The organism is Streptococcus australis (assembly GCF_015553625.1).
GTDB lineage: Bacteria > Bacillota > Bacilli > Lactobacillales > Streptococcaceae > Streptococcus > Streptococcus australis_B.
On record NZ_JADNGY010000006.1, the window covers coordinates 24,574 to 46,334 of the forward strand.

The 21,761-nt window shown below is 40.1% G+C and carries 22 protein-coding genes; 15 read left to right on the forward strand and 7 right to left on the reverse strand.

All coding sequences use genetic code 11. The features are described 5' to 3' along the window. Positions 1-190 precede the first annotated feature (190 nt). Positions 191-967: a glycyl-radical enzyme activating protein gene (locus I2D56_RS06310; protein WP_006595065.1), complete on the reverse strand. Its 777-nt coding sequence runs from the start codon at positions 965-967 to the stop codon at positions 191-193. A 130-nt stretch (positions 968-1,097) separates the two neighbouring features. Between I2D56_RS06310 and I2D56_RS06315 the strand changes: the two genes are divergently transcribed. From I2D56_RS06315 to I2D56_RS06350, 8 genes are all read left to right on the forward strand, one after another. Further along, entirely contained in the window at positions 1,098-1,841 is a 744-nt protein-coding gene (locus I2D56_RS06315) for a DeoR/GlpR family DNA-binding transcription regulator (protein WP_048717589.1), read from the forward strand. A 14-nt stretch (positions 1,842-1,855) separates the two neighbouring features. Beyond that, positions 1,856-2,827 carry a sugar-binding transcriptional regulator gene (locus tag I2D56_RS06320; protein WP_048717591.1) on the forward strand — a complete coding sequence of 324 codons (972 nt, stop codon included), beginning with the start codon at positions 1,856-1,858 and terminating at the stop codon, positions 2,825-2,827. 166 nt (positions 2,828-2,993) lie between these two features. Beyond that, the gene (locus I2D56_RS06325) at positions 2,994-3,317 is read left to right on the forward strand and encodes a PTS lactose/cellobiose transporter subunit IIA (protein WP_048691622.1); all 324 of its coding nucleotides are present in this window, start codon (positions 2,994-2,996) and stop codon (positions 3,315-3,317) included. Between the two features lie 13 nt (positions 3,318-3,330). Then, on the forward strand, positions 3,331-3,639 hold the full coding sequence (locus tag I2D56_RS06330; RefSeq protein WP_013904534.1) for a PTS sugar transporter subunit IIB: 309 nt from the start codon (positions 3,331-3,333) through the stop codon (positions 3,637-3,639). A gap of 11 nt (positions 3,640-3,650) precedes the next feature. Next, entirely contained in the window at positions 3,651-4,952 is a 1,302-nt protein-coding gene (locus I2D56_RS06335; protein WP_195348208.1) for a PTS sugar transporter subunit IIC, read from the forward strand. A 141-nt stretch (positions 4,953-5,093) separates the two neighbouring features. Continuing rightward, positions 5,094-7,532 (forward strand): glycyl radical protein, encoded by a 2,439-nt coding sequence (locus tag I2D56_RS06340; protein ID WP_023027619.1) that lies wholly within the window; start codon positions 5,094-5,096, stop codon positions 7,530-7,532. Between the two features lie 15 nt (positions 7,533-7,547). After that, entirely contained in the window at positions 7,548-8,216 is a 669-nt protein-coding gene (locus I2D56_RS06345; RefSeq protein WP_048717592.1) for a fructose-6-phosphate aldolase, read from the forward strand. A gap of 14 nt (positions 8,217-8,230) precedes the next feature. Then, the gene (locus I2D56_RS06350; protein WP_061564682.1) at positions 8,231-9,322 is read left to right on the forward strand and encodes a glycerol dehydrogenase; all 1,092 of its coding nucleotides are present in this window, start codon (positions 8,231-8,233) and stop codon (positions 9,320-9,322) included. Positions 9,323-9,503: 181 nt separating this feature from the next. Here the strand turns inward: I2D56_RS06350 and I2D56_RS06355 are convergent, their stop codons facing one another. The 4 genes from I2D56_RS06355 to I2D56_RS06370 form a co-directional block, all read right to left on the reverse strand. Next, positions 9,504-10,250: an ABC transporter permease gene (locus I2D56_RS06355; protein WP_120701316.1), complete on the reverse strand. Its 747-nt coding sequence runs from the start codon at positions 10,248-10,250 to the stop codon at positions 9,504-9,506. Further along, positions 10,243-11,076, reverse strand: a complete 834-nt coding sequence (locus I2D56_RS06360) for an ABC transporter ATP-binding protein (protein ID WP_229050197.1) — start codon at positions 11,074-11,076, stop codon at positions 10,243-10,245. The genes I2D56_RS06355 and I2D56_RS06360 overlap by 8 nt, the downstream gene beginning before the upstream one ends. Then, entirely contained in the window at positions 11,073-11,303 is a 231-nt protein-coding gene (locus I2D56_RS06365) for a hypothetical protein (protein WP_195348209.1), read from the reverse strand. The genes I2D56_RS06360 and I2D56_RS06365 overlap by 4 nt, the downstream gene beginning before the upstream one ends. Positions 11,304-11,530: 227 nt before the next feature. Then, positions 11,531-12,454 (reverse strand): helix-turn-helix domain-containing protein, encoded by a 924-nt coding sequence (locus I2D56_RS06370; protein ID WP_195348210.1) that lies wholly within the window; start codon positions 12,452-12,454, stop codon positions 11,531-11,533. Between the two features lie 287 nt (positions 12,455-12,741). Here I2D56_RS06370 and I2D56_RS06375 point away from each other — a divergent pair, with 287 nt between their 5' ends. From I2D56_RS06375 to leuS, 5 genes are all read left to right on the forward strand, one after another. Beyond that, positions 12,742-12,882, forward strand: coding sequence for a bacteriocin (locus tag I2D56_RS06375; protein WP_154858942.1), 141 nt, complete (start codon positions 12,742-12,744; stop codon positions 12,880-12,882). Between the two features lie 61 nt (positions 12,883-12,943). Next, positions 12,944-13,165 carry a hypothetical protein gene (locus I2D56_RS06380; protein WP_135783222.1) on the forward strand — a complete coding sequence of 74 codons (222 nt, stop codon included), beginning with the start codon at positions 12,944-12,946 and terminating at the stop codon, positions 13,163-13,165. An 18-nt stretch (positions 13,166-13,183) separates the two neighbouring features. Next, positions 13,184-13,858 carry a CPBP family intramembrane glutamic endopeptidase gene (locus tag I2D56_RS06385; protein WP_195348211.1) on the forward strand — a complete coding sequence of 225 codons (675 nt, stop codon included), beginning with the start codon at positions 13,184-13,186 and terminating at the stop codon, positions 13,856-13,858. A gap of 188 nt (positions 13,859-14,046) precedes the next feature. Continuing rightward, positions 14,047-16,029 (forward strand): peptide ABC transporter substrate-binding protein, encoded by a 1,983-nt coding sequence (locus I2D56_RS06390; protein ID WP_195348212.1) that lies wholly within the window; start codon positions 14,047-14,049, stop codon positions 16,027-16,029. A gap of 201 nt (positions 16,030-16,230) precedes the next feature. Next, on the forward strand, positions 16,231-18,732 hold the full coding sequence (leuS, locus tag I2D56_RS06395; RefSeq protein WP_195348213.1) for a leucine--tRNA ligase: 2,502 nt from the start codon (positions 16,231-16,233) through the stop codon (positions 18,730-18,732). Between the two features lie 43 nt (positions 18,733-18,775). Here leuS and I2D56_RS06400 read toward each other — a convergent pair whose 3' ends face one another. Together I2D56_RS06400 and I2D56_RS06405 are read right to left on the reverse strand one after the other, a co-directional pair. Next, a complete protein-coding gene (locus tag I2D56_RS06400; RefSeq protein WP_048717604.1) occupies positions 18,776-18,934 on the reverse strand; it encodes a class IIb bacteriocin, lactobin A/cerein 7B family in 159 nt (52 codons plus the stop codon). Between the two features lie 214 nt (positions 18,935-19,148). Then, positions 19,149-19,337, reverse strand: a complete 189-nt coding sequence (locus tag I2D56_RS06405) for a class IIb bacteriocin, lactobin A/cerein 7B family (RefSeq protein WP_195348214.1) — start codon at positions 19,335-19,337, stop codon at positions 19,149-19,151. Between the two features lie 167 nt (positions 19,338-19,504). Here I2D56_RS06405 and I2D56_RS06410 point away from each other — a divergent pair, with 167 nt between their 5' ends. After that, positions 19,505-20,197 (forward strand): gamma-glutamyl-gamma-aminobutyrate hydrolase family protein, encoded by a 693-nt coding sequence (locus tag I2D56_RS06410; protein WP_195348215.1) that lies wholly within the window; start codon positions 19,505-19,507, stop codon positions 20,195-20,197. Between the two features lie 146 nt (positions 20,198-20,343). Beyond that, positions 20,344-21,729, forward strand: coding sequence for a glycoside hydrolase family 1 protein (locus I2D56_RS06415; RefSeq protein ID WP_195348216.1), 1,386 nt, complete (start codon positions 20,344-20,346; stop codon positions 21,727-21,729). Positions 21,730-21,761: the final 32 nt, after the last annotated feature.

Sequence of the window (21,761 nt, forward strand, 5' to 3'; positions counted from 1 at the left end):
AATCTCTCTTTTTCTCGACGCTTTTAGGGCGAGTTCAATTTTGTGATAGTGATTTATCATTTTTTCAAAGGAAGTAGTCTCGACTTCAGTTAGGCGATTGATTGATTTTCTCGATGCTCGTGAAAGAATAAGAAATCCCCAAAGCCAAGTTTCAATCTACTGAAACTAGCTTTGGGGATTTTTGAGTGGATTAGAAATAACAGTGAATGTCATGATCTAAAAAAACTTGCTGGTAGTCATATAAATCTTCTGGATGCAGGGCTTTTATTCCTTCCATTTCATAGCGACGTCCTAAAAGCTTGTATTTGTTTTCTCCAAACTGGTGAAATGGGAGAAGTTGTACTTCATCGATATCGAGAGAATTAAAAAGAGAAGCAAATTCTTCAGCATCATTTAAAGAGTCGTTGAAATTAGGGATGACTGGGATACGTAAAACGATTGTTTTGTTTTGAGCAAAGGCATAATGAATATTTTTAATAATCAGATGATTGTTGACTCCGACAACCTTCTTATGTTTAAGTGTATTGTAATGTTTAAGGTCTGTATAAATAAAATCAACATACTGAATGAGATCGACAAATTTCTCATGTTCAACAAAAGCTGTCGTTTCGATTGCAGTATGAAGTCCAACTTCTTTCGCAGCTTTTAAGATTGCTTTGGCAAATTCAAATTGAGCGAAGATTTCTCCACCAGACAGGGTAAGGCCACCACCAGATTCTTCGTAGAAGTCAACGTCTTTTAAGACATCATCTATGATTTCTGTAACTGTTTTTTCTTCTCCTGTGATGGTTTCCTTTTTAGTAACAGCATCCAACATTTTTTCAGGATTTGCACGCTGGGATTCAGGATTGGAGCACCATGGACAACGCAGGGGACATCCTTTTAGAAATACAGTAGTTCGGATTCCAGGGCCATCATGGATACTAAAGTGTTGGATATTAAAGATTATGCCACGATTTTGTTCCATATTTTTGCTCTCCTATCAATCTAGTAAGTCCATTATACATTATTTAAGAAACTATTTCAATTACGAACGAAAGTTTATTTTGTTTTGAATTCACTCGAAAATTTGCTAAAATAGAGAAGAGGTAAAAACAATGCAACGTTTAGATGAAATATTGAAATTAGTATCGGAATTTGAAAAGATTGATGTTAATAGCTTGTCTGAGAAATTACAAGTCTCTAAAGTGACCATTCGAAAGGATTTGGACAAGCTAGAATCCAAAGGATTATTGCATAGAGAACACGGCTATGCTGTTTTAAATAGTGGAGATGATATCAATGTTCGATTGTCCTTTCAATATGATACCAAGAAAAGAATAGCCAGGGAAGCTGCTAAATTAATTAAGGATAACGACACGGTTTTGATTGAATCGGGCTCTACATGTGCCTTGCTAGCAGAAGAAATTTGCCAAACAAAAAAGAATGTCAAGATTGTGACAAATTCTTACTTTATTGCAGATTATATTCAGGAATATGATTCTTGTAAAATCATCCTACTTGGTGGTGAATTTCAAAAAGAATCGAGAGTGACTGTAGGTCCGCTTTTGAAAGAATTAATCCGCTCGTTTAGAGTTCCCTTTGCTTTTGTAGGGGTAGACGGATATGATGACGAACTTGGCTTTACTGGGAAAGATATGATGAGAAGTGAAGTTGTTCAAGCTATGTCTGATGTTTCTAAAGAAGTGATTGTCTTAACAGATTCAAGTAAATTTGGGAAATGTGGAACTGTCAGACGATTTGCACTTTCACAAGTTTCGAGAGTCATAACAGATAAGAATATATCTCAAGAAGCGAAAGAAAAACTTGAGGATTCGCAAACGATTTTAACCTTAGTATAAGAAGGAGAAGCCAATTGAAAGATGAACGGAAAAAGTTACTTGCTAAATTAGCCTATCTATACTATGTTGAAGACAAAAGTCAATCGCAAATCGCAGCAGAAACTGGAATCTACCGTACAACTGTCAGCAGAATGCTAGCAGAGGCCAAGAAAGAGGGCGTAGTAAAAATTGAAATCGAAAACTTTGATACTCGCCTCTTCCATTTAGAAAATTATATCAAACAAAAATATGGCTTAAAAGCTATTGAGATTATACCGAATCTAGTTGATGAGCCTCGAGAAAGCCTTGAAAAGCGACTGGCGCAAGCAAGTGCGGTCATGCTTCGTAATTTGATTGAAGATGGAATGACAGTCGGATTTTCATGGGGCAAGTCTCTCAGATTAATGGTAGAACAAGTTGGAACGAAGCGCTTGGATGGTGTTCAGTTTTATCCCCTAGCTGGAGGTCCCAGTCATATTCATGCTCGCTACCATGTCAATACGCTGATCTACAGTATGGCGAGTAAATTTCATGGGGAATGTCATTTTATAAACGCGAGTGTCATTCAAGAAAATTCTGAGGTGACGGAAGGCATCTTATCTTCTAAGTATTTTGAGGACTTGAAAGCTAGTTGGCGTTGTTTGGATGTTGCGGCTGTAGGGATTGGTGGCTATGCAGATAGCAAGAATCCTCAGTGGTTTGATATGCTGACATCGAATGATTTTAAGAAATTGGAGTCAGAACATGCTGTAGGAGAAGTATGCTGTCGTTTCTTTGATCAAGAAGGTATCCCAGTTTATCCTGAATTACAGGAAAGAACAATATCAATCACATTAGAGGAATTGAGAAAGGTACCAAACACCATCTCTTTGGCCTACGGTGATCAGAAAGCAAAAGCAATTTTATCGGTTTTGAAAGCCAACTATATCAATCATTTAGTCACAGATGAAGCAACGATCTTAAAAGTCTTAGAATTAGATGGTGATCAGCAATTTACTAAAAAATAGGACAGCAAGGATGCAGTCCTTATTTTTTTTAGTTGAATAGCACAAATGTGCAAAAATCAAAAACAACAATCAAATGTTGCGGTTTTTATTGACCGGCAAAAATATAAATGGTATATTGACAATAGAAAAAGCGCTTTCAGTAGATTGACAAAGGAGTGTAGTGCACATGGAAATAATTGTTGCAGACCAAATTATTATGGGATTGATTTTAAATGCGGGTGATGCTAAACAGCATATTTACCAAGCTTTATCATATGCTAAGGAGGGCGATTTTACATCTTCTGAAGGCGAAATTGCAAAAGCAGATGCAGCATTGCTAGAAGCGCATAACCTGCAAACACAATTTTTAGCCCAGGAAGCAGGTGGGACAAAGACAGATATTACAGCTCTGTTTGTGCACTCACAAGATCACTTAATGACTTCAATCACAGAGATTAACTTGATTAAAGAAATGATTGACTTACGTAAAGAACTTTCAGCGAAACAATAAGGAGGAAAAGAAGATGAAAATTGGATTGTTTTGTGCAGCAGGATTTTCAACAGGAATGTTGGTAAATAATATGAAGGTGGCGGCTAAGGAATTAGGGATTGATGCTGAGATCGATGCCTATTCTCAAGCGAAATTAGCAGATTTTGCCCCAGAAATCGATGTTGCATTGTTGGGCCCTCAAGTAGCTTATACTTTGGATAAATCAAAAGCGATTTGTGAGGCAAACCATATCCCTATTGCTGTCATTCCTATGGCGGATTATGGGATGTTAGATGGTAAGAAGGTACTAAATCTAGCTCTAGAATTGCTAGGAGAAAAATAAGGAGGCTTCCCATGTCTAATTTTAATTCTCAGAAAATTATCGCTCCAATCATGCGTTTTGTAAACATGAAAGGAATTATTGCTCTTAAAGATGGGATGTTAGCGATCCTTCCATTAACGGTAGTTGGTAGTTTGTTTCTTATTATTGGGCAATTACCATTTGAAGGTCTTAATCAGGCTATTGCTAGTGTATTTGGCGATACATGGACAGAGCCATTTATGCAGGTTTATTCAGGAACATTCGCCATCATGGGATTAATTTCTTGCTTCTCCATTGGTTATTCATATGCTAAAAACAGTGGAGTAGAACCTTTGCCAGCAGGAGTTTTGTCCCTATCTTCATTCTTTATCTTGTTAAAATCTTCTTATGTACCAGCTAAGGGAGAACCGATTGGTGATGCCATTGCAAAAGTATGGTTTGGTGGTCAAGGGATTATCGGGGCCATTATTATTGGTCTGGTAGTTGGTGCGATTTATACTGTGTTTATCCAAAGACATATTGTTATTAAAATGCCAGAACAAGTACCTCAAGCCATTGCCAAACAATTTGAAGCGATGATTCCTGCTTTCGTGATTTTCTTACTATCAATGATTGTCTATATCGTATCAAAAGTAGTGACAAGTGGCGGTACCTTCATTGAAATGATTTATGATGTCATTCAGGTTCCTTTACAAGGTCTAACAGGATCCCTTTACGGAGCGATTGGAATTGCCTTCTTTATTTCATTCTTGTGGTGGTTTGGTGTGCACGGACAATCAGTTGTCAATGGGGTAGTAACAGCCTTGCTACTTTCTAACCTGGATGCTAATAAATCAATGTTGGCAGCTGGGAAGTTATCCGTTGAAAATGGTGCCCACATTGTAACCCAACAATTCCTAGATAGTTTCCTTATTTTGTCTGGATCAGGTATAACCTTTGGTTTGGTTATTGCTATGTTATTTGCTGCTAAGTCAAAACAATATAAGGCACTTGGGAAAGTTGCAGCTTTTCCTGCAATCTTCAATGTTAATGAACCTGTCGTATTTGGCTTCCCAATTGTAATGAACCCAGTGATGTTCCTTCCATTTATTATCGTTCCAATTTTAGCAGCAATAATTGTTTATGCATCAATTGCTATTGGATTTATGCATCCATTCTCAGGTGTGACCCTTCCTTGGAGTACACCAGCCATTATATCTGGATTTATGGTCGGAGGTTGGCAAGGAGCAGTAGTTCAAGTACTTGTTCTTGTGACCTCGACAGTTGTATACTTCCCATTCTTTAAATTCCAAGATAATCTTGCTTATAACAATGAATTACAAGCTGAAAAATAGTGCGTTTATTAGGAATGCACAGATGTGCGACTAGAATAGAATTTATAGGTATAATCCATAATTCATTGAAATTCGTAAAATTTAATGCTACTATAGTTACGAAAGAAAACAAAATAATTTCAAAAGAAAGGTTTTGAAAAAATGAAACAAGTAGAAGTAGCAAGTACAAGCATTAAAACAGAATATTTTGGAAGCCTTACTGAACGCATGAATAAGTATCGTGAAGATGTCTTAAACAAGAAGCCTTACATCGATGCTGAACGTGCTGTTCTTGCAACTAAGGCATATGATCGTTATAAGGAACAACCAAATGTTCTTAAACGTGCCTATATGTTGAAAGAGATTCTTGAAAATATGACCATCTATATTGAGGATGAATCCATGATTGCTGGAAACCAAGCATCCTCTAATAAAGATGCTCCGATCTTCCCAGAATATACTTTAGAGTTCGTTCTGAAGGAATTGGATCTTTTTGAAAAGCGGGATGGTGACGTCTTCTATATTACGGAAGAAACGAAAGAGCAGCTCCGTAGTATCGCACCGTTCTGGGAAAATAATAACTTACGTGCAAGAGCTGGAGCTCTTCTACCTGAAGAAGTATCTGTCTATATGGAAACAGGATTCTTCGGTATGGAAGGGAAGATGAATTCTGGAGATGCCCACTTAGCAGTCAATTATCAAAAATTATTGCAATATGGCTTGAAAGGTTTTGAAGAAAGAGCTCGCCAAGCTAAAGCAGCCCTAGATCTAACGGATCCAGCTAGCATTGATAAGTACCATTTTTACGATTCTATCTTTATCGTAGTTGATGCTGTTAAGACCTATGCTCAACGATTTGTGGAACTTGCTAAACAACTTGCTGAAACAGCAACTCCTGAACGTAAGAAGGAATTGCTTGAAATTGCAGAGATTTGCTCGAAAGTTCCATACGAGCCTGCAAGTACATTTGCAGAGGCTGTTCAGTCTGTTTGGTTTATTCAATGTATTCTTCAGATTGAATCAAATGGACACTCACTTTCATATGGCCGTTTTGACCAATATATGTATCCATACGTTAAAGCTGATTTGGAAAGTGGACGGGAAACTGAAGAGAGTATTGTTGAACGCTTGACCAACCTTTGGATTAAGACTATTACAATTAACAAAGTACGTAGTCAAGCACATACCTTCTCATCTGCAGGTAGTCCGCTATATCAAAACGTTACGATTGGTGGTCAAACGCGTGATAAGAAAGATGCCGTTAACCCATTGTCTTATTTAGTGTTGAAGTCTGTTGCTCAAACTCACCTTCCTCAACCAAACTTAACTGTTCGTTACCATGCTGGTTTGGATGCCCGCTTCATGAACGAATGTATTGAAGTTATGAAGCTCGGATTCGGTATGCCTGCTTTCAATAATGATGAGATCATTATTCCATCCTTTATTTCAAAAGGTGTTCTTGAAGAAGATGCTTATGATTACAGTGCAATTGGTTGTGTAGAAACAGCTGTTCCAGGTAAATGGGGATATCGCTGTACAGGTATGAGTTATATGAACTTCCCTAAAGTTTTGCTCATCACGATGAACGATGGAATCGATCCTGCTTCTGGCAAGCGCTTTGCACCAAGCTTCGGTCATTTTAAAGACATGAAGAGCTTCGATGAATTGCAGACTGCTTGGGACAAGACTTTGCGCCACTTAACCCGCATGAGTGTGATCGTAGAAAACTCGATCGACCTATCTCTTGAAAGAGAAGTGCCAGATATCCTCTGCTCAGCTTTGACAGATGACTGTATTGGACGTGGAAAACACCTAAAAGAAGGTGGAGCTGTCTACGATTATATTTCTGGTTTACAAGTGGGTATTGCAAACTTATCCGATTCACTTGCAGCAATCAAGAAACTGGTATTCGAAGAAGGACGCTTAACGCCACAAGAGCTATGGCATGCTCTGGAAACCGATTACGAGGGCGAACGTGGAAAAGAAATCCAAGAGATGCTTATCCATGATGCACCGAAGTATGGAAACGATGATGACTATGCAGACAGCTTAGTTCGAGAAGCATACGATATTTATGTGGATGAAATTGCTAAATATCCAAATACTCGTTATGGACGTGGGCCAATCGGTGGTATCCGTTACTCAGGAACGTCCTCTATTTCAGCCAATGTAGGACAAGGTCGTGGAACATTAGCTACTCCGGACGGTCGTAATGCCGGAACTCCACTAGCAGAAGGATGCTCTCCATCCCACAATATGGACCAACATGGCCCAACATCTGTTCTAAAATCTGTTTCTAAATTGCCAACAGATGAAATTGTTGGTGGTGTTTTACTGAACCAAAAAGTAAACCCACAAACTTTAGCCAAAGAAGAAGATAAATTAAAACTTATTGCTTTACTCCGTACGTTCTTTAATCGTCTACATGGATACCATATTCAATACAATGTGGTTTCTAGAGAAACGTTGTTAGATGCTCAAAAACATCCGGAAAAACACCGTGACTTAATTGTACGTGTTGCAGGCTACTCAGCTTTCTTCAATGTACTATCAAGAGCTACACAAGATGATATTATTGGACGGACAGAGCATACTCTATAGTAAAGAGGTATGTATATGGAATTTATGCTTGATACTTTAAATTTAGATGAGATAAAAAAATGGGCACGAGTGTTACCCCTTGCTGGGGTAACTTCGAACCCAACAATTGCTAAAAAAGAAGGGGACATTGATTTTTTTGATCGTATCCATAAGGTGCGAGAAATCATTGGGGGCTCTCCTTCCATCCATGTTCAAGTTGTCGCAAAAGATTATGAAGGAATTTTGAAAGATGCGGCTAAAATTCGCGAACAATGCGATGAAAACACCTATATTAAAGTCCCAGTAACACCTGAAGGACTTGCTGCAATTAAAGTGTTAAAAGCAGAGGGTTACAAAATTACTGCAACAGCAATCTATACTGTTTTTCAAGGGCTGTTAGCGATTGAGGCAGGAGCCGACTATTTAGCACCTTATTACAATCGTATGGAAAACTTAAACATTGATTCAGCTCAGGTTATTTCTCAGTTAGCGAGTGCCATAGAGCGTGATCATTCATCAAGCAAAATTCTAGCAGCTTCCTTTAAAAATGTGGCTCAAGTTAATCGAGCATTTAAAGAAGGAACACAAGCAATTACGGCAGGGGCAGATGTATTTGAAGCAGCTTTTGGAATGCCTTCTATTGCAAAAGCAGTAGATGACTTCGAAGCAGATTGGTCAGCCGTTCATCATAAGAATACAATTTGATAAAGGAGGAGTGTATGAGAAATTTTGCAAGCCCATCTCGTTACATTCAAGGGGAAAATGCTTTATTTGAAAATGCAAAACCTATTTTAGAACTGGGGAGTCATCCTGTTTTACTCTGTGATTCAGTGGTCTATGATATCGTAGGGGAACGTTTTGAAAAGTATCTCCTTCGGTATGGCTTTACAGTCTTGCCAGTATTCTTCAATGGTGAAGCTTCTGATAATGAAATCAATCGTGTGGTCAGTCTGGCAGAAGAAAATGGCTGTGACTTAGTCATCGGACTTGGTGGAGGAAAGACCATCGATAGTGCAAAAGCCATTGCCGATCTTCTAAAATCACCAGTTGTCATTGCTCCGACCATTGCCTCTACAGATGCTCCGGTTTCAGCCTTGTCAGTTATCTATACGGATGAAGGTGCTTTTGCTCGCTATATCTTCTATTCTAAAAACCCAGAATTGGTCTTGGTGGATAGCAAAGTCATCTCTCAAGCACCAAAACGTTTGCTCGCTTCTGGTATCGCAGATGGATTAGCGACTTGGGTTGAAGCGCGTGCAGTGATGCAAGCTAACGGAAAAACCATGCTAGGCAAACACCAAACTTTAGCTGGTGTCGCGATTGCGCAACGTTGTGAAGAAATCTTATTTGCAGACGGACTTCAAGCCATGGCTGCTTGTGAAGCCAAAGTGGTAACGCCTGCTCTTGAAAACATCATTGAAGCCAATACCCTTCTCAGCGGGATTGGATTTGAAAGTGGTGGCTTGGCAGCAGCTCATGCCATCCATAATGGCTTTACAGCCCTTACTGGAGACATCCACCATTTGACACACGGTGAAAAAGTAGCCTACGGAACGCTAGTTCAATTGTTCTTGGAAAACCGTCCAAAAGAAGAATTGAACAAATACATTCGTTTCTATCAACAAATCGGTATGCCAACGACTCTGAAAGAAATGCATCTTGAAAATGCAAGCTACGAAGATCTTCTCAAGGTTGGCCAACAAGCCACCATTGAAGGAGAAACCATCCATCAAATGCCATTCAAGGTACAAGCATCTGATATTGCTCAAGCCATTGTAGCAGTGGATGCTTATGTCAACTCCTTAGGCTAATCAAAGAAATACAGAAACCATCGTCTGTTGGCGATGGTTTTTTTGATGGTTGGTCGTTTTCTGGGGTCCGACTCTTTAAGAGTTCGGGAGATAAATCAAGTTTAGCTGTTTCAAATTATATACTAGTTGAATCCGACCATCATTTTAGAAGGTGTATGTGAAATAGGAATTATCTTTTTGTTTACACACATTCAGTATTCACAGCCCGCTCTTTGGGTAACTTATTTCGCGGTTTTGAATGTTTATGAAGCTTGAGTGACAAGGATGTAAGAATGAACAAACAGATTATCCAAGCGATTAATATTTGAAAAGAACAACTCGTTAAACTAAACTCTGCTTTTGTGAATAATTCAGTATAAGCTCCAAGAAAAGTATATTTAATAAAATCAGCGATATCAGGATTCATTTGAGACAAGTTTGGTCCCATTGCAATAATCAACATAACAGGTAAGCCATTGATTTGCGCTTTTGATTGTGTCGAAGAAAAAGCTCCGATGCATAGGTTAATGAGAATAACAGCCATAGCTGTCAAAATAACGACTAAAGTATATTCAAGGTAAATTTTAGAAAGATCTGCACCTGCAATAATAGGAAATAAAACCATATTCAAAACAGTAATGACAACTGGGTGTATTAAAACTGAGATGAGATATTCGTATGGTCGTACACCACTTAGTAAAAGCGTTTTAAGATTCTTCTTTTCTTTCTCTTCAGCAATAATAGTGGAAACAGTACTGCCAACAGACATGGCAATTGCTGTGGATAAGCAGAGGAACATTAAGTCAAGGCCTTTGTCCTTCCCTAAATTCATAAAATTCTTATAAATAATGAGCAAGCCATAGGGCATCAACACTTGTACCAGTAAGTTTTTATTTGCGATAATGGTTTGGTTTCTTAACCATAGCAATGCTTTCATTCGATTAAACATTTAATTTTTCCCCCGTTAATCTTATAAAGATTTCTTCCAAAGTTGGCTCACATGAGTGGATAGAAATAAGATCATTTGTAGCTAATGTCGATAATTCTGAAAAATCAAAGATTCTTTCTTGGTGATTTTTATAAATAACTTTTATCCGTTTATTTGTGTTATATTTTTGAATGATATCCGCTGGGCTACCTTGTTCAATGAGTTTTCCTTTATTTAATAAGTCCAAATGATCACATAATAAAGTAGCTTCGTTCATATCATGAGTGGTTAGAAAGATTGTGGTCCCACTTTCTTTTAATTGAACTAACAACTCATGAATCGATTTTGAAGTTGTTGGGTCCAAACCACTTGTTGGCTCATCCAAAAATAGAATTTTAGGTTGATTGATTAAAGCGCGAGCTAGTAACATCCGTTGCTTCATTCCAGTAGATAATTGTTCAGCTAATATCTTTTTGCTAGCTAACAGTCCTACCTGATCAAGTAACTCATCTACTCTATTCAAATTAATACCGTAAAGCTTTGCATATAGAAGGAGATTTTTTTCTAAGGATAGTTTTTCATAGAAGCCACTTTGGTCACTAACAATCCCAATTTTTTCTAAATCTGTCGGATGTAGATCCTGAGAATCTTTTCCTAACAATTGAGTTTTTCCACTGTCTGGTAGTAGTTGCCCAGTAAGAATGTTGATCATCGTTGTTTTCCCAGATCCGGATGGTCCCAGAAATCCGAAAATCTCTCCCTCTTTAATCTCAAAATTAATAGAATTTAGGGCAGTCTTACTGCCAAATGTTTTCACGATATTTTTTGCAACAACCATTGAAGTCATTTATTTTCCTCGCTTTCTGTTAAATCAGTCATTTCAATTATTTCAATGCCTTCCGGTTTTTCATAGACCAATGTCTCTTTTTCATTAGGAGCTAATAATAGAATTTTAAAAAGTTTATGATTGACCATCACCTTACAGAGACGTCTTGTTTTTGATTGGTTTGTGATGGTAATTCTTTTTTGTTCGATAAAATGAGAAGATATCTCGTATGTTAACTCCTTATTCATAGATACATCATCCCATCACAAAATAGATTTAATGTGTTAGTAAATACCATCAGATTCTTCCTTTCTTTGTGTGTTCCTTTTGATGCTTCTATTGTAGTTCAAAGAAAATAAAAAGAACATGACATCTAGGTCAGGTTGGCCATCAGCTGGGATTTGCAAGAGTCAAGTCGGTTTACTAACAAGATTAGCAAGAGCAATAAAAAAAGAAGTTCGTAAACTTCTCTTGTTTATGTAATGGATACATTCCCACCTAAATCTCGTTCTTTTTCTTTGGTCAAGTTATTCACTAGAACCTGATCGTTTAGCATCCTAGCAAACTCAATGGATTTATTATAGGACTGTTCTGCTTTATGATGATTTTTTTCTACTTCCAAATAATATTTAGCTTCAAAGGCATAGATAACAGGTTTATGTTGAAAATTATTTGTACTCTCAGTTATCTCTCGAAAAACTTTTGTATAAATTAAGTAATCTTCTACTTTTACTTGTGTTAAAATTCCTATCAATATTCTTTCGAGTATATAGATACGTTCATTATCACTATAATCAATATATAATAAAACTTTTTTAGATAATTCTTCAAAATAAGTTTTATCTTCTAACCCAATAGCACAACATAGGAAATACAGATTGATTATTAGAAGATCATTATAACTATACTTTTTTTTCTTTAAAATTTGATGCAAATATTCCTCTAGCAATGTCAAACCATACGTAACATCTCGACTGCTAAAAACATCTAATTGAACTTGTAAAACTTCAACTAGTAATTGTTCTTCTTCTGGTAGATTGTCATAAAAATTCTCATATATTTCATCAAACATTTCTTCTAAAATGCCAATACGTTTTTCGTCCCCATAACTATGAGCTCGTACTAATTTATTTTTTAATTCCAGATACCGCTTGGGTATTTCTATTTTGTCTACATCTATGATGTCCTCTATTGGACAATTCAATCTCTGAGATAAAAACATTAATTTAGAAAGAGATACTAATACTTGGCCGTTTTCAATACGAGCAAGTTGACGAATGGTTAATTCAGATTCATCTCCACAAACATCTGCTTGAGTCATATGTTGGTTCAGACGAGCTCCTCGAATATTGTTACCGATTTTCAATTTTAATTCAGCATCTTTATCTTCAATAGTCATACCTTACTCCTAGAATTAATATTTATCAGTATTATATCATGAAATAAGCTCTCTTTTTCAAGGATTTCTGTGTCATTTTTGCTAGGATCCAAATCAACTAACTGTTTAGAATATCATATTTATGAGTTAGAGACTTTGAAGTGCTTATTAAGGATTCTGCCATTCTGATAGTGTCTTCCCTCCCACATAGCTGACAAATGCAACCATATAGAAGGATCAAAGGCAAATGCTCCGATTTTTGATAGACTCAGGAGGTAGCGTTACAAATACAAATTGGAGGAAATGAAATGACAGAATGTAGTCAAAAAGAATTAGCAAAAATTGTAGGTGGTGGGGGTTCTCGCCCAAATGTGATTCCAGGTCAGTCAGATAAGATTGAGATTGGTCGTCCTGGCTTTGTGAAGCGACCACCGCTCGCTCGTATTTAAGACATGATAGCAATCTTGATCATGGTGTTTTGAAATCTAGATAGAAAGAATAGGAGAAAAAATGAAAATCTATGCAGAAACAGAATTAACGACAAATGAACTCGAACAAACCGTTGGAGGAATGATCCGTCCGACCAGAAGTCCTGAACTAACATATGGTGGCGGTGGTTGGGGGACCTCTGGAATTTACCCGGGGTGGGGAAATCAAGGAATGTCTCCTTCGGGTGGCAGCTTTAGCTGGCTGATGCAAATTGCCCCAATATTTAGTAGAAAAAGAAAGTAAGATAGAAAGGTGAATGCAATGAGAAAGACAGACAGACCGTTTCAACTCGCGACACTAGGGATTCTCTGCATCAATTTTGCGCTTTTTAACGTGGGGCTTCCAACGGATTTAGTGGGCCATCTATCGGATGCTTCTTATTATAGTTTGCTCCTTTTGTTGATCGGATTGATTGGGGGGTTAGCCGTTACACTCTTGGTAAAGAGTCGTCGTTGGGAGTTGTACGGGAAATTTACCTTTAAAGCGTCCTATTTGGCGGTTTTTGTGCTTGTTTTTCTTGCTCACTTTTTATGGGATATGTTTTCTGCAGAGGCATTTCCACCGACTAAGAATTCCATAGCCCTTGCAGAAGTATCTAGTGGTTTGTCAGGCTGGGCCTTGGTATTGATACGTTATGTTTATGCCTGCTTGCTGGCTCCTATTGTGGAGGAACTAGTCTTTCGTGATTTGGTCATGACGGCGTTGGCATCTTATCAGAAGTATAAGCTGGATATACTGGTGTCTGCTTCCTTGTTCAGCCTCTCGCATGTCTGGCAGCATGGTTGGGATTTGCCAAGCTTTATCGTCTACTTGGTACCAGGCTTGCTATTTTGTGCGGTCCTGCGCTATACCAAATCGATCTACTGGACCATCCTTCAGCATGCCTCTTGGAATAGCTTCCTTACCCTCGTATCCCTCATGGTCAGTGGGATTTAAGCAAGGGGAGCTAGTGTCAGAGAGCTTTATCCATCATCAAAGAAGCAGTCTCTACTGCTTTTTTGTATGGAGGCAAAATCATTATTTTTTCTTAACTTTTGAAATATTATACAGTTAAGCGTTTACATTTTTCCGTAAAGTGCTATAATTTAATATGAAGAATAACATTTTATACAGAGGTGATCCATATGAAAAAAGGGAAGCTACTCTTAGCCACCGGCGCTCTGCTTTTGTCTGTAAGCGCACTGGTAGCCTGCTCACAAGGAGGGAAATCTTCAAGTTCGGACAACCAGGTCTTTAGTTATGTCTATACGCAAGACCCGGATACTTTGGATTATTCACTCTCTAACAAGAAGTCAACCTCAGAATTTACAGGAAATGCTGTGGATGGCTTATTAGAAGTTGACAAATACGGCAACTTAATCCCATCTCTCGCTAAGGATTGGACTGTTTCAAAAGATGGTCTGACTTATACCTACAAACTTCGTAAAGGGGTTAAATGGGTAACCGCTGAGGGGGAAGAATTCGGAGAAGTCAAGGCTCAAGACTTTGTGACAGGGCTTCAGCATGCGGCGGATAAGAAGTCTTCGGCCCTCTATCTCGTCCAACAATCCGTTAAAGGATTGGATGATTATGTCTCAGGGAAAACCAAAGACTTCTCAACGGTTGGTATCAAAGCCATTGATGACTATACGGTTCAATACACCTTGAACCAACCAGAAAGTTTCTGGAATTCAAAAACGACCATGGGTATTTTGATGCCAGTCAATAAAGAATTCTTAGATTCTAAGGGAGATGACTACGGTCAAGGTACTAACCCTTCCAGTATCCTCTATTGTGGTCCTTATTTGATCAAAGCCATCACATCTAAATCTGTTGTGACGCTTGAAAAGAACCCAACCTATTGGGATGCGGATAATGTTAAAATTTCTAAGGTGAAGCTGACCTATTATGATGGACAAGATTCAGAATCTTTGATCCGTGGATTTGATAACGGAGACTATACCTTTGCCCGTGTCTTCCCAAATGGCTCTAACTATAAGAGTGTAGAGAAGAAACACAAAGATGACATTGTCTTCAGTGACCAAGGATCCTCTACTTATAACTTGTCTTTCAACATTGACCGTCAAGCTTATGAGATTACGACTAAAACTACAGATGCTCAAAAGAGCTCAACCAAGAAAGCAATCTTGAATAAAGACTTCCGTCAAGCCATTATGTTTGCCTTCAACCGCAAGGCCTATGTAGCGCAAGCCAATGGGGAAGCATCTGCAGACAAGGTCATCCGCAACACCTTCACTCCTCCAAACTTTGTTCAAATTGATGGCAAAGATTTCGGTGAGTCTGTAGAGAAAAACTTAGAAGAATATGGTGATGAATGGAAAGGTGTTTCTGTCGAAGATGGAAAAGATACCCTTTACAATCCAACCAAGGCCAAGGAAGAGTTTGCCAAGGCCAAAGAAGCTCTTCAAGGCCAAGGGGTAGAGTTCCCGATTCATTTGGACCTCCCTGTTTCATCCACCTATACAGAAGGAGTCAAGCAAGCTCAATCCTTTAAACAGTCGATCGAATCTACCCTAGGAGCAGAAAATGTCGTCATCGACTTGAATATGGTATCTGAGGACGATCTTAATCGAGTGACCTACTTTGCTGAAAATGCTTCTCAACAAGACTGGGATTTGAACAACAACTTGGGTTGGGGTCCAGACTATACCGATCCATCTTCTTACCTAGATATCACAAACTCTAAGAATGGTGAAAATGCAAATTCTTACTTCGGATTTGATGCTGGTACTAATAACGCAGCTGCTAAAGAAGCTGGTTTTGATGAATACGATCAATTGATTGAAGATGCACATAATGAAACAAAAGATGTCAATGACCGCTATGAAAAATATGCTAAGGCTCAGGCTTGGTTGACTGATAGTGCCCTCTTAATCCCGATTCATTCAGATGGTGCCTCTCCAGGTGTTCGTAAGACAGTTCCATACACAGCTGCCTTTGCTTGGACAGGACACAAGGGTCAAACCTTCAACTACAAGTACTTGGAATTGCAAGACAAAGTTTTGACAACCAAGGAGTACGATGAAGCGCGTGAACAATGGAAGAAAGAAAAAGAAGAATCCAATAAGAAAGCTCAAAAAGAACTAGAAAGTCACGTAGAAGACTAGGAGTTTAAGAGCGATTGTATATTGAACAGGGAAGAGAGTGGGACAGAAATCGGTAATTCGTTAGAATTTGATTTCGTCGTCCCACCTCCGCAGACAATTGAGAGGCTAGGACTTTGTCCCAGCCTCTTTTTGGTGGATAGAACCTTTAAAAATCCCCTAAAAATGGTATAATAGGAGCATCACGAAAATTGGAGAGACAGCATGAGTTTTTACAATCATAAAGAAATCGAGCCTAAGTGGCAGAAACACTGGGCTGACCATCACACCTTTAAGACAGGAACAGACGCTTCAAAACCTAAGTTTTATGCGCTTGACATGTTCCCTTACCCATCTGGAGCGGGTCTTCACGTAGGACACCCAGAAGGCTACACAGCGACAGATATCCTTAGCCGTTTCAAACGTGCGCAAGGCTACAATGTCCTTCACCCAATGGGCTGGGATGCTTTTGGTTTGCCTGCAGAGCAATACGCTATGGATACAGGGAATGACCCAGCGGAATTCACAGCAGAAAACATTGCTAACTTCAAACGCCAAATCAATGCGCTTGGATTCTCTTACGACTGGGACCGTGAAGTCAATACGACAGATCCGAACTACTACAAGTGGACGCAATGGATTTTCACGAAGCTTTACGAAAAAGGCTTTGCTTATGAAGCAGAAGTGCCAGTAAACTGGGTTGAGGAACTAGGAACAGCTATCGCCAACGAAGAAGTCCTCCCTGACGGAACCTCTGAGCGTGGTGGCTATCCAGTTGTCCGCAAACCAATGCGCCAATGGATGCTCAAAATCACTGCCTATGCGGAACGCTTGCTCAATGACTTGGATGACCTGGATTGGCCAGAGTCTATCAAGGACATGCAACGCAACTGGATTGGGAAATCAACTGGTGCCAATGTCACTTTCAAGGTGAAAGGAACAGACAAGGAATTCACCGTCTTTACGACTCGTCCAGATACCCTTTTCGGTGCGACTTTCACTGTCTTAGCTCCTGAGCATGAGTTAGTAGATGCCATCACAAGTCCAGAACAAGCAGAGGCTGTAGCTGACTACAAACACCAAGCAAGCCTCAAGTCAGACTTGGCTCGTACAGACCTTGCCAAGGAAAAAACAGGGGTTTGGACTGGTGCTTATGCCATAAACCCTGTCAATGGCAAGGAAATTCCAATCTGGATTGCCGACTACGTTCTGTCTAGCTATGGAACTGGTGCTGTTATGGCTGTACCTGCTCATGACCAACGTGACTGGGAATTTGCTAAACAATTCGGCCTTCCAATCGTAGAAGTCTTGGAAGGTGGAAACGTAGCAGAAGCTGCTTACACAGAGGATGGCCTTCACGTCAACTCTGACTTCTTGAACGGACTCAACAAAGAAGAAGCGATTGCCAAGATTGTGGCTTGGTTGGAAGAAAAAGGCTTTGGTCAAGAGAAGGTGACTTACCGTCTCCGCGACTGGCTCTTTAGCCGTCAACGTTATTGGGGTGAACCAATCCCAATCATTCATTGGGAAGATGGAACTTCAACAGCTGTTCCAGAAAGTGAACTCCCACTTGTCTTGCCAGTAACCAAGGACATCCGCCCTTCAGGTACTGGTGAAAGCCCATTGGCTAACTTGACAGACTGGCTTGAAGTGACTCGTGAGGATGGTGTCAAAGGTCGTCGTGAGACCAATACGATGCCACAATGGGCAGGTTCAAGCTGGTACTACCTCCGCTATATCGATCCACACAACACTGAGAAATTGGCTGACGAGGATCTCCTCAAACAATGGTTGCCAGTCGATATCTACGTGGGTGGGGCAGAACACGCCGTGCTCCACTTGCTTTACGCTCGTTTCTGGCATAAATTCCTCTATGATATCGGTGTTGTTCCAACCAAAGAGCCATTCCAAAAACTCTTTAACCAAGGAATGATTTTGGGAACAAGCTACCGTGACCACCGTGGCGCTCTTGTGGCAACTGACAAGGTTGAAAAACGTGACGGTTCCTTCTTCCATGTGGAAACAGGGGAAGAGTTGGAGCAAGCACCAGCTAAGATGTCTAAATCCCTCAAGAACGTTGTCAATCCAGACGATGTGGTGGAACAATACGGTGCGGATACCCTTCGTGTCTATGAAATGTTCATGGGACCACTTGATGCTTCCATCGCTTGGTCTGAAGAAGGATTGGAAGGAAGCCGTAAATTCCTCGATCGTGTGTACCGTTTGATCACAACCAAGGAAATCGTTGCGGAAAACAATGGCGCTCTAGACAAGGTTTATAACGAAACCGTTAAAGCTGTCACAGAGCAAATTGAGTCGATGAAATTCAACACAGCCATTGCCCAACTCATGGTCTTTGTCAATGCAGCTAACAAGGAAGATAAACTTTATGTAGACTACGCTAAAGGCTTTATCCAATTGATCGCTCCATTTGCGCCTCACTTGGCAGAAGAACTCTGGCAAACAGTCGCAGCAACAGGTGAGTCTATCTCTTATGTGGCTTGGCCAACATGGGACGAAAGTAAATTGGTTGAAGACGAAATCGAAATCGTCGTTCAAATCAAAGGTAAAGTCCGTGCTAAACTCATGGTTGCGAAGGACCTGTCACGCGAAGAATTGCAAGAAGTCGCTTTGGCTGACGAAAAAGTCAAAGCAGAGATCGATGGCAAGGAAATCGTGAAGGTGATTGCGGTACCTAACAAGCTTGTCAACATTGTTGTGAAATAACCAATAAAAAACAGTTGAAAATTATTTCAACTGTTTTTCTATCTTAATGACGTCGGGCTAAGTCAGCTCCGAATTTATATCCTGCATTAAAGACGGATACAAAAAAGTTTGCAACTCCTGAAATCGCAACGATTTCAGCTAGACCAACACCGCCCTTGGTGTTTTCTAATTCTTCAGTTGTTAAAAGTTGTAAATTGTTCATTGCTTTTCTCCTTTCTGATTCCCCGATATGCAATGATGAGGATCCAAATAACAAGAATCCCAGAAAGTAAATCACTCACTCCATAAGTTTCAAATGGGAGTGTGAGATAGTGAAGGTCGTGTAAGATTTGTAGAACTGCTAAAAAGATTCTAGAAAAAAGTAAAGTAGATATCGTGATGATATGGAATATGCGTCTTTTTTTCATCGTTCTTACCTATGGACGGTTAGCTAGATATCCTAGTCCTGCTCCTGCAGCAAAAACGAGTCCAATACTACTGACAGCAGTTGCAGCAATTTTCCATGTAGCTACCCCTGCAATGACAGCTGGTATAAATCCACCTTGAATAGAGGATAGTTCGTGATCTGATAGTATGTCATCAGAATGAATAGAAATTGTGTTCATCTATCTTCTCCTTTCTTTGAAGAAAATTGTTTCTTCACCTGTATTATTCGTAAAAATTCCAGAAAATCTCTCCTTATTTTCAAAATCATGAAAAAAGTTGAAAGTCACCTTCGGAGTGTGATAAAATAAGAAACTATATTAGCTATGAAGAGATTGGAGAATGAGCGATGAAGAAACCAGTGATTGGGATTACGGGTAACCAACGCCCTTTTCGTGAAGAGGAAGGAATGTACCTCAGTTACACACCGACAGGCTTTGTCCAAGGGGTTCAAGAAGCGGGGGGCATCCCCCTCATCCTTCCGATTGGAGACCCAGCAACGGCTGAGCACTATATTTCCTTGATTGACAAGCTGATCATCACAGGTGGTCAGCATGTTTCTCCTCAGTTTTATGGGGCAGAAAAGGAAATTGTCAGTGACGATTACTTGCTTGAGCGCGACCTTTTTGAATTGGCCTTGATTAAGGAAGCAGTAGCTGCTAAGAAGCCTATCTTTACAGTTTGCCGAGGCATGCAGCTCTATAATGTAGCTATGGGCGGGACGCTTTACCAAGATATCGATCATCACTGGCAGGAAAATCCTTCCAGCGAAGCTAGTCATTCAATCGAAACCGTCGAGGGGACCGTTTTGCGAGACTTGTTCGGGGAAGTTGGTCAGATTAATTCCTACCACCATCAAGCGATCAAGGATTTAGCCCCTCATCTAGAAGTGATTGCTGTTAGCTCTGAAGATCAGATCATCGAAGCGGTGCAATCATCCCACGGGACAGCTTTTCTCGGGGTTCAGTGGCATCCAGAACTGCGTTATCAGATAAGTGAAGGAGACAAGGCTCTCTTTGATTATGTCGTTAATCAACTATAATGGAAACAAAACACGTTAGAAATCGGGTCTTCTGATAGCTAGCGTGTTTTTTCTATAATCTGCGTAAAAATGACTGAAAATAGTCTCTAGGAAGAGGGCTGAAAGGGAGTATAATAGAGAGGAAGACAATGAGAGAGGATAAACACATGATCAACTTTCCACAAGATTTTTTATGGGGGACTTCGACATCTGGTCCTCAGACAGAAGGGCGCTTTGCCGGAGATGGCAAGGGGGACAACCTCTGGGACTACTGGTATCAAGTAGAGCCTCATCGCTTTCGTTTCCAAGAAGGGCCCGGCTTAACTTCGACCTTTTATGAAAATTGGGAAGAAGACATTGAGCTTCTAGTCGAGACTGGACATACCGCCTTTCGGACTTCTATCCAATGGTCTCGAATCTTCCCTGAGGGGCGTGGAGAAGTCAATCCAGTAGGAGTGGCCTTTTACCGCCAAGTGTTTGAACGCATCAAATCCAAAGGCATTCATTTGATGGTCAATCTTTATCACTTTGATCTTCCTTTTGCCTTGCAAGAACAAGGAGATGGTTGGGAGAACAAGGAGACGGTCTATGCCTATCGCGACTATGCTCGTTTCTGCTTTGAAACCTATGGGGACTTGGTCGATCAGTGGATTACCTTTAATGAGCCTATTGTTCCTGTAGAGTTTGGCTATTTTTATGATGCCCATTACCCACATAAGGTGGATGCCGCTGCAGCAGTCAAAGTTGCCTACCATACCCAGTTGGCAAGTAGCCTTGCTGTCAAGGCCTGCCACGAGGTGGATCCAAACTATCGAATCGGAGTGGTATTGAACTTGACACCAGCCTATCCACGGAGCCAACATCCAGCAGATGTCAAGGCAGCACGAATCGCTGAACTCTTCCAAGCCAAGTCTTTTCTCGATCCATCTGTGCTTGGGACTTACCCACCAGAGTTGGTAGAAATCCTGCGAGAACGCGATCTCTTGCCAGAGGTAGATTCAAGTGACTTAGAGCTGATAAAAGAACATACAGTTGACTTCTTAGGGGTCAACTATTACCAGCCAATGCGGGTCTCTGTGCCCCGTTATGCGCCAAACCCAGAGTCTCCAATGCTGGTTGAGCAATTCTACGAACCCTATGTCATGCCAGGTAGAAAGATTAACCCACACAGAGGTTGGGAAATCTATGAGCAGGGCTTATATGACATTTCGCAAAACATCAAAGAAAATTATGGCAACATCGAGTGGCTCCTAACAGAGAATGGAATGGGAGTTGAAGGGGAAGAAAAATTCCGTCAAAATGGGGAAATCCAAGATGACTACCGGATTGACTTCGTCAAAGATCACTTGCGTGAATTGCACCGGGCTATTCAAGAAGGGGCCAACTGTAAGGGCTACCTCATGTGGACCTTTATCGACTGCTGGTCTTGGCTCAACGGCTATAAAAACCGCTACGGCCTTGTCGAATTAGACCTAGCCACTCAAGAAAGACGCCTGAAAAAATCGGGCCATTGGTTCCGTGAGTTGAGCCAGCAGAATGGATTTGAAGAGTAAGTTTTTGAAGATGGTTGAGGAATTTATTGTCC

Coding starts and splice junctions, on each gene's coding strand:
- I2D56_RS06365 (WP_195348209.1), bottom strand. CDS start 11,303: ATGAATAAGGAGTTAACATACGAGATATCTTCTCATTTTATCGAACAA.
- I2D56_RS06400 (WP_048717604.1), bottom strand. CDS start 18,934: ATGAACAATTTACAACTTTTAACAACTGAAGAATTAGAAAACACCAAG.
- I2D56_RS06315 (WP_048717589.1), top strand. CDS start 1,098: ATGCAACGTTTAGATGAAATATTGAAATTAGTATCGGAATTTGAAAAG.
- I2D56_RS06405 (WP_195348214.1), bottom strand. CDS start 19,337: ATGAACACAATTTCTATTCATTCTGATGACATACTATCAGATCACGAA.
- I2D56_RS06325 (WP_048691622.1), top strand. CDS start 2,994: ATGGAAATAATTGTTGCAGACCAAATTATTATGGGATTGATTTTAAAT.
- I2D56_RS06360 (WP_229050197.1), bottom strand. CDS start 11,076: ATGACTTCAATGGTTGTTGCAAAAAATATCGTGAAAACATTTGGCAGT.
- I2D56_RS06415 (WP_195348216.1), top strand. CDS start 20,344: ATGATCAACTTTCCACAAGATTTTTTATGGGGGACTTCGACATCTGGT.
- I2D56_RS06390 (WP_195348212.1), top strand. CDS start 14,047: ATGAAAAAAGGGAAGCTACTCTTAGCCACCGGCGCTCTGCTTTTGTCT.
- I2D56_RS06330 (WP_013904534.1), top strand. CDS start 3,331: ATGAAAATTGGATTGTTTTGTGCAGCAGGATTTTCAACAGGAATGTTG.
- leuS (WP_195348213.1), top strand. CDS start 16,231: ATGAGTTTTTACAATCATAAAGAAATCGAGCCTAAGTGGCAGAAACAC.
- I2D56_RS06385 (WP_195348211.1), top strand. CDS start 13,184: ATGAGAAAGACAGACAGACCGTTTCAACTCGCGACACTAGGGATTCTC.
- I2D56_RS06380 (WP_135783222.1), top strand. CDS start 12,944: ATGAAAATCTATGCAGAAACAGAATTAACGACAAATGAACTCGAACAA.
- I2D56_RS06340 (WP_023027619.1), top strand. CDS start 5,094: ATGAAACAAGTAGAAGTAGCAAGTACAAGCATTAAAACAGAATATTTT.
- I2D56_RS06370 (WP_195348210.1), bottom strand. CDS start 12,454: ATGACTATTGAAGATAAAGATGCTGAATTAAAATTGAAAATCGGTAAC.
- I2D56_RS06310 (WP_006595065.1), bottom strand. CDS start 967: ATGGAACAAAATCGTGGCATAATCTTTAATATCCAACACTTTAGTATC.
- I2D56_RS06410 (WP_195348215.1), top strand. CDS start 19,505: ATGAAGAAACCAGTGATTGGGATTACGGGTAACCAACGCCCTTTTCGT.
- I2D56_RS06375 (WP_154858942.1), top strand. CDS start 12,742: ATGACAGAATGTAGTCAAAAAGAATTAGCAAAAATTGTAGGTGGTGGG.
- I2D56_RS06350 (WP_061564682.1), top strand. CDS start 8,231: ATGAGAAATTTTGCAAGCCCATCTCGTTACATTCAAGGGGAAAATGCT.
- I2D56_RS06335 (WP_195348208.1), top strand. CDS start 3,651: ATGTCTAATTTTAATTCTCAGAAAATTATCGCTCCAATCATGCGTTTT.
- I2D56_RS06355 (WP_120701316.1), bottom strand. CDS start 10,250: ATGTTTAATCGAATGAAAGCATTGCTATGGTTAAGAAACCAAACCATT.
- I2D56_RS06345 (WP_048717592.1), top strand. CDS start 7,548: ATGGAATTTATGCTTGATACTTTAAATTTAGATGAGATAAAAAAATGG.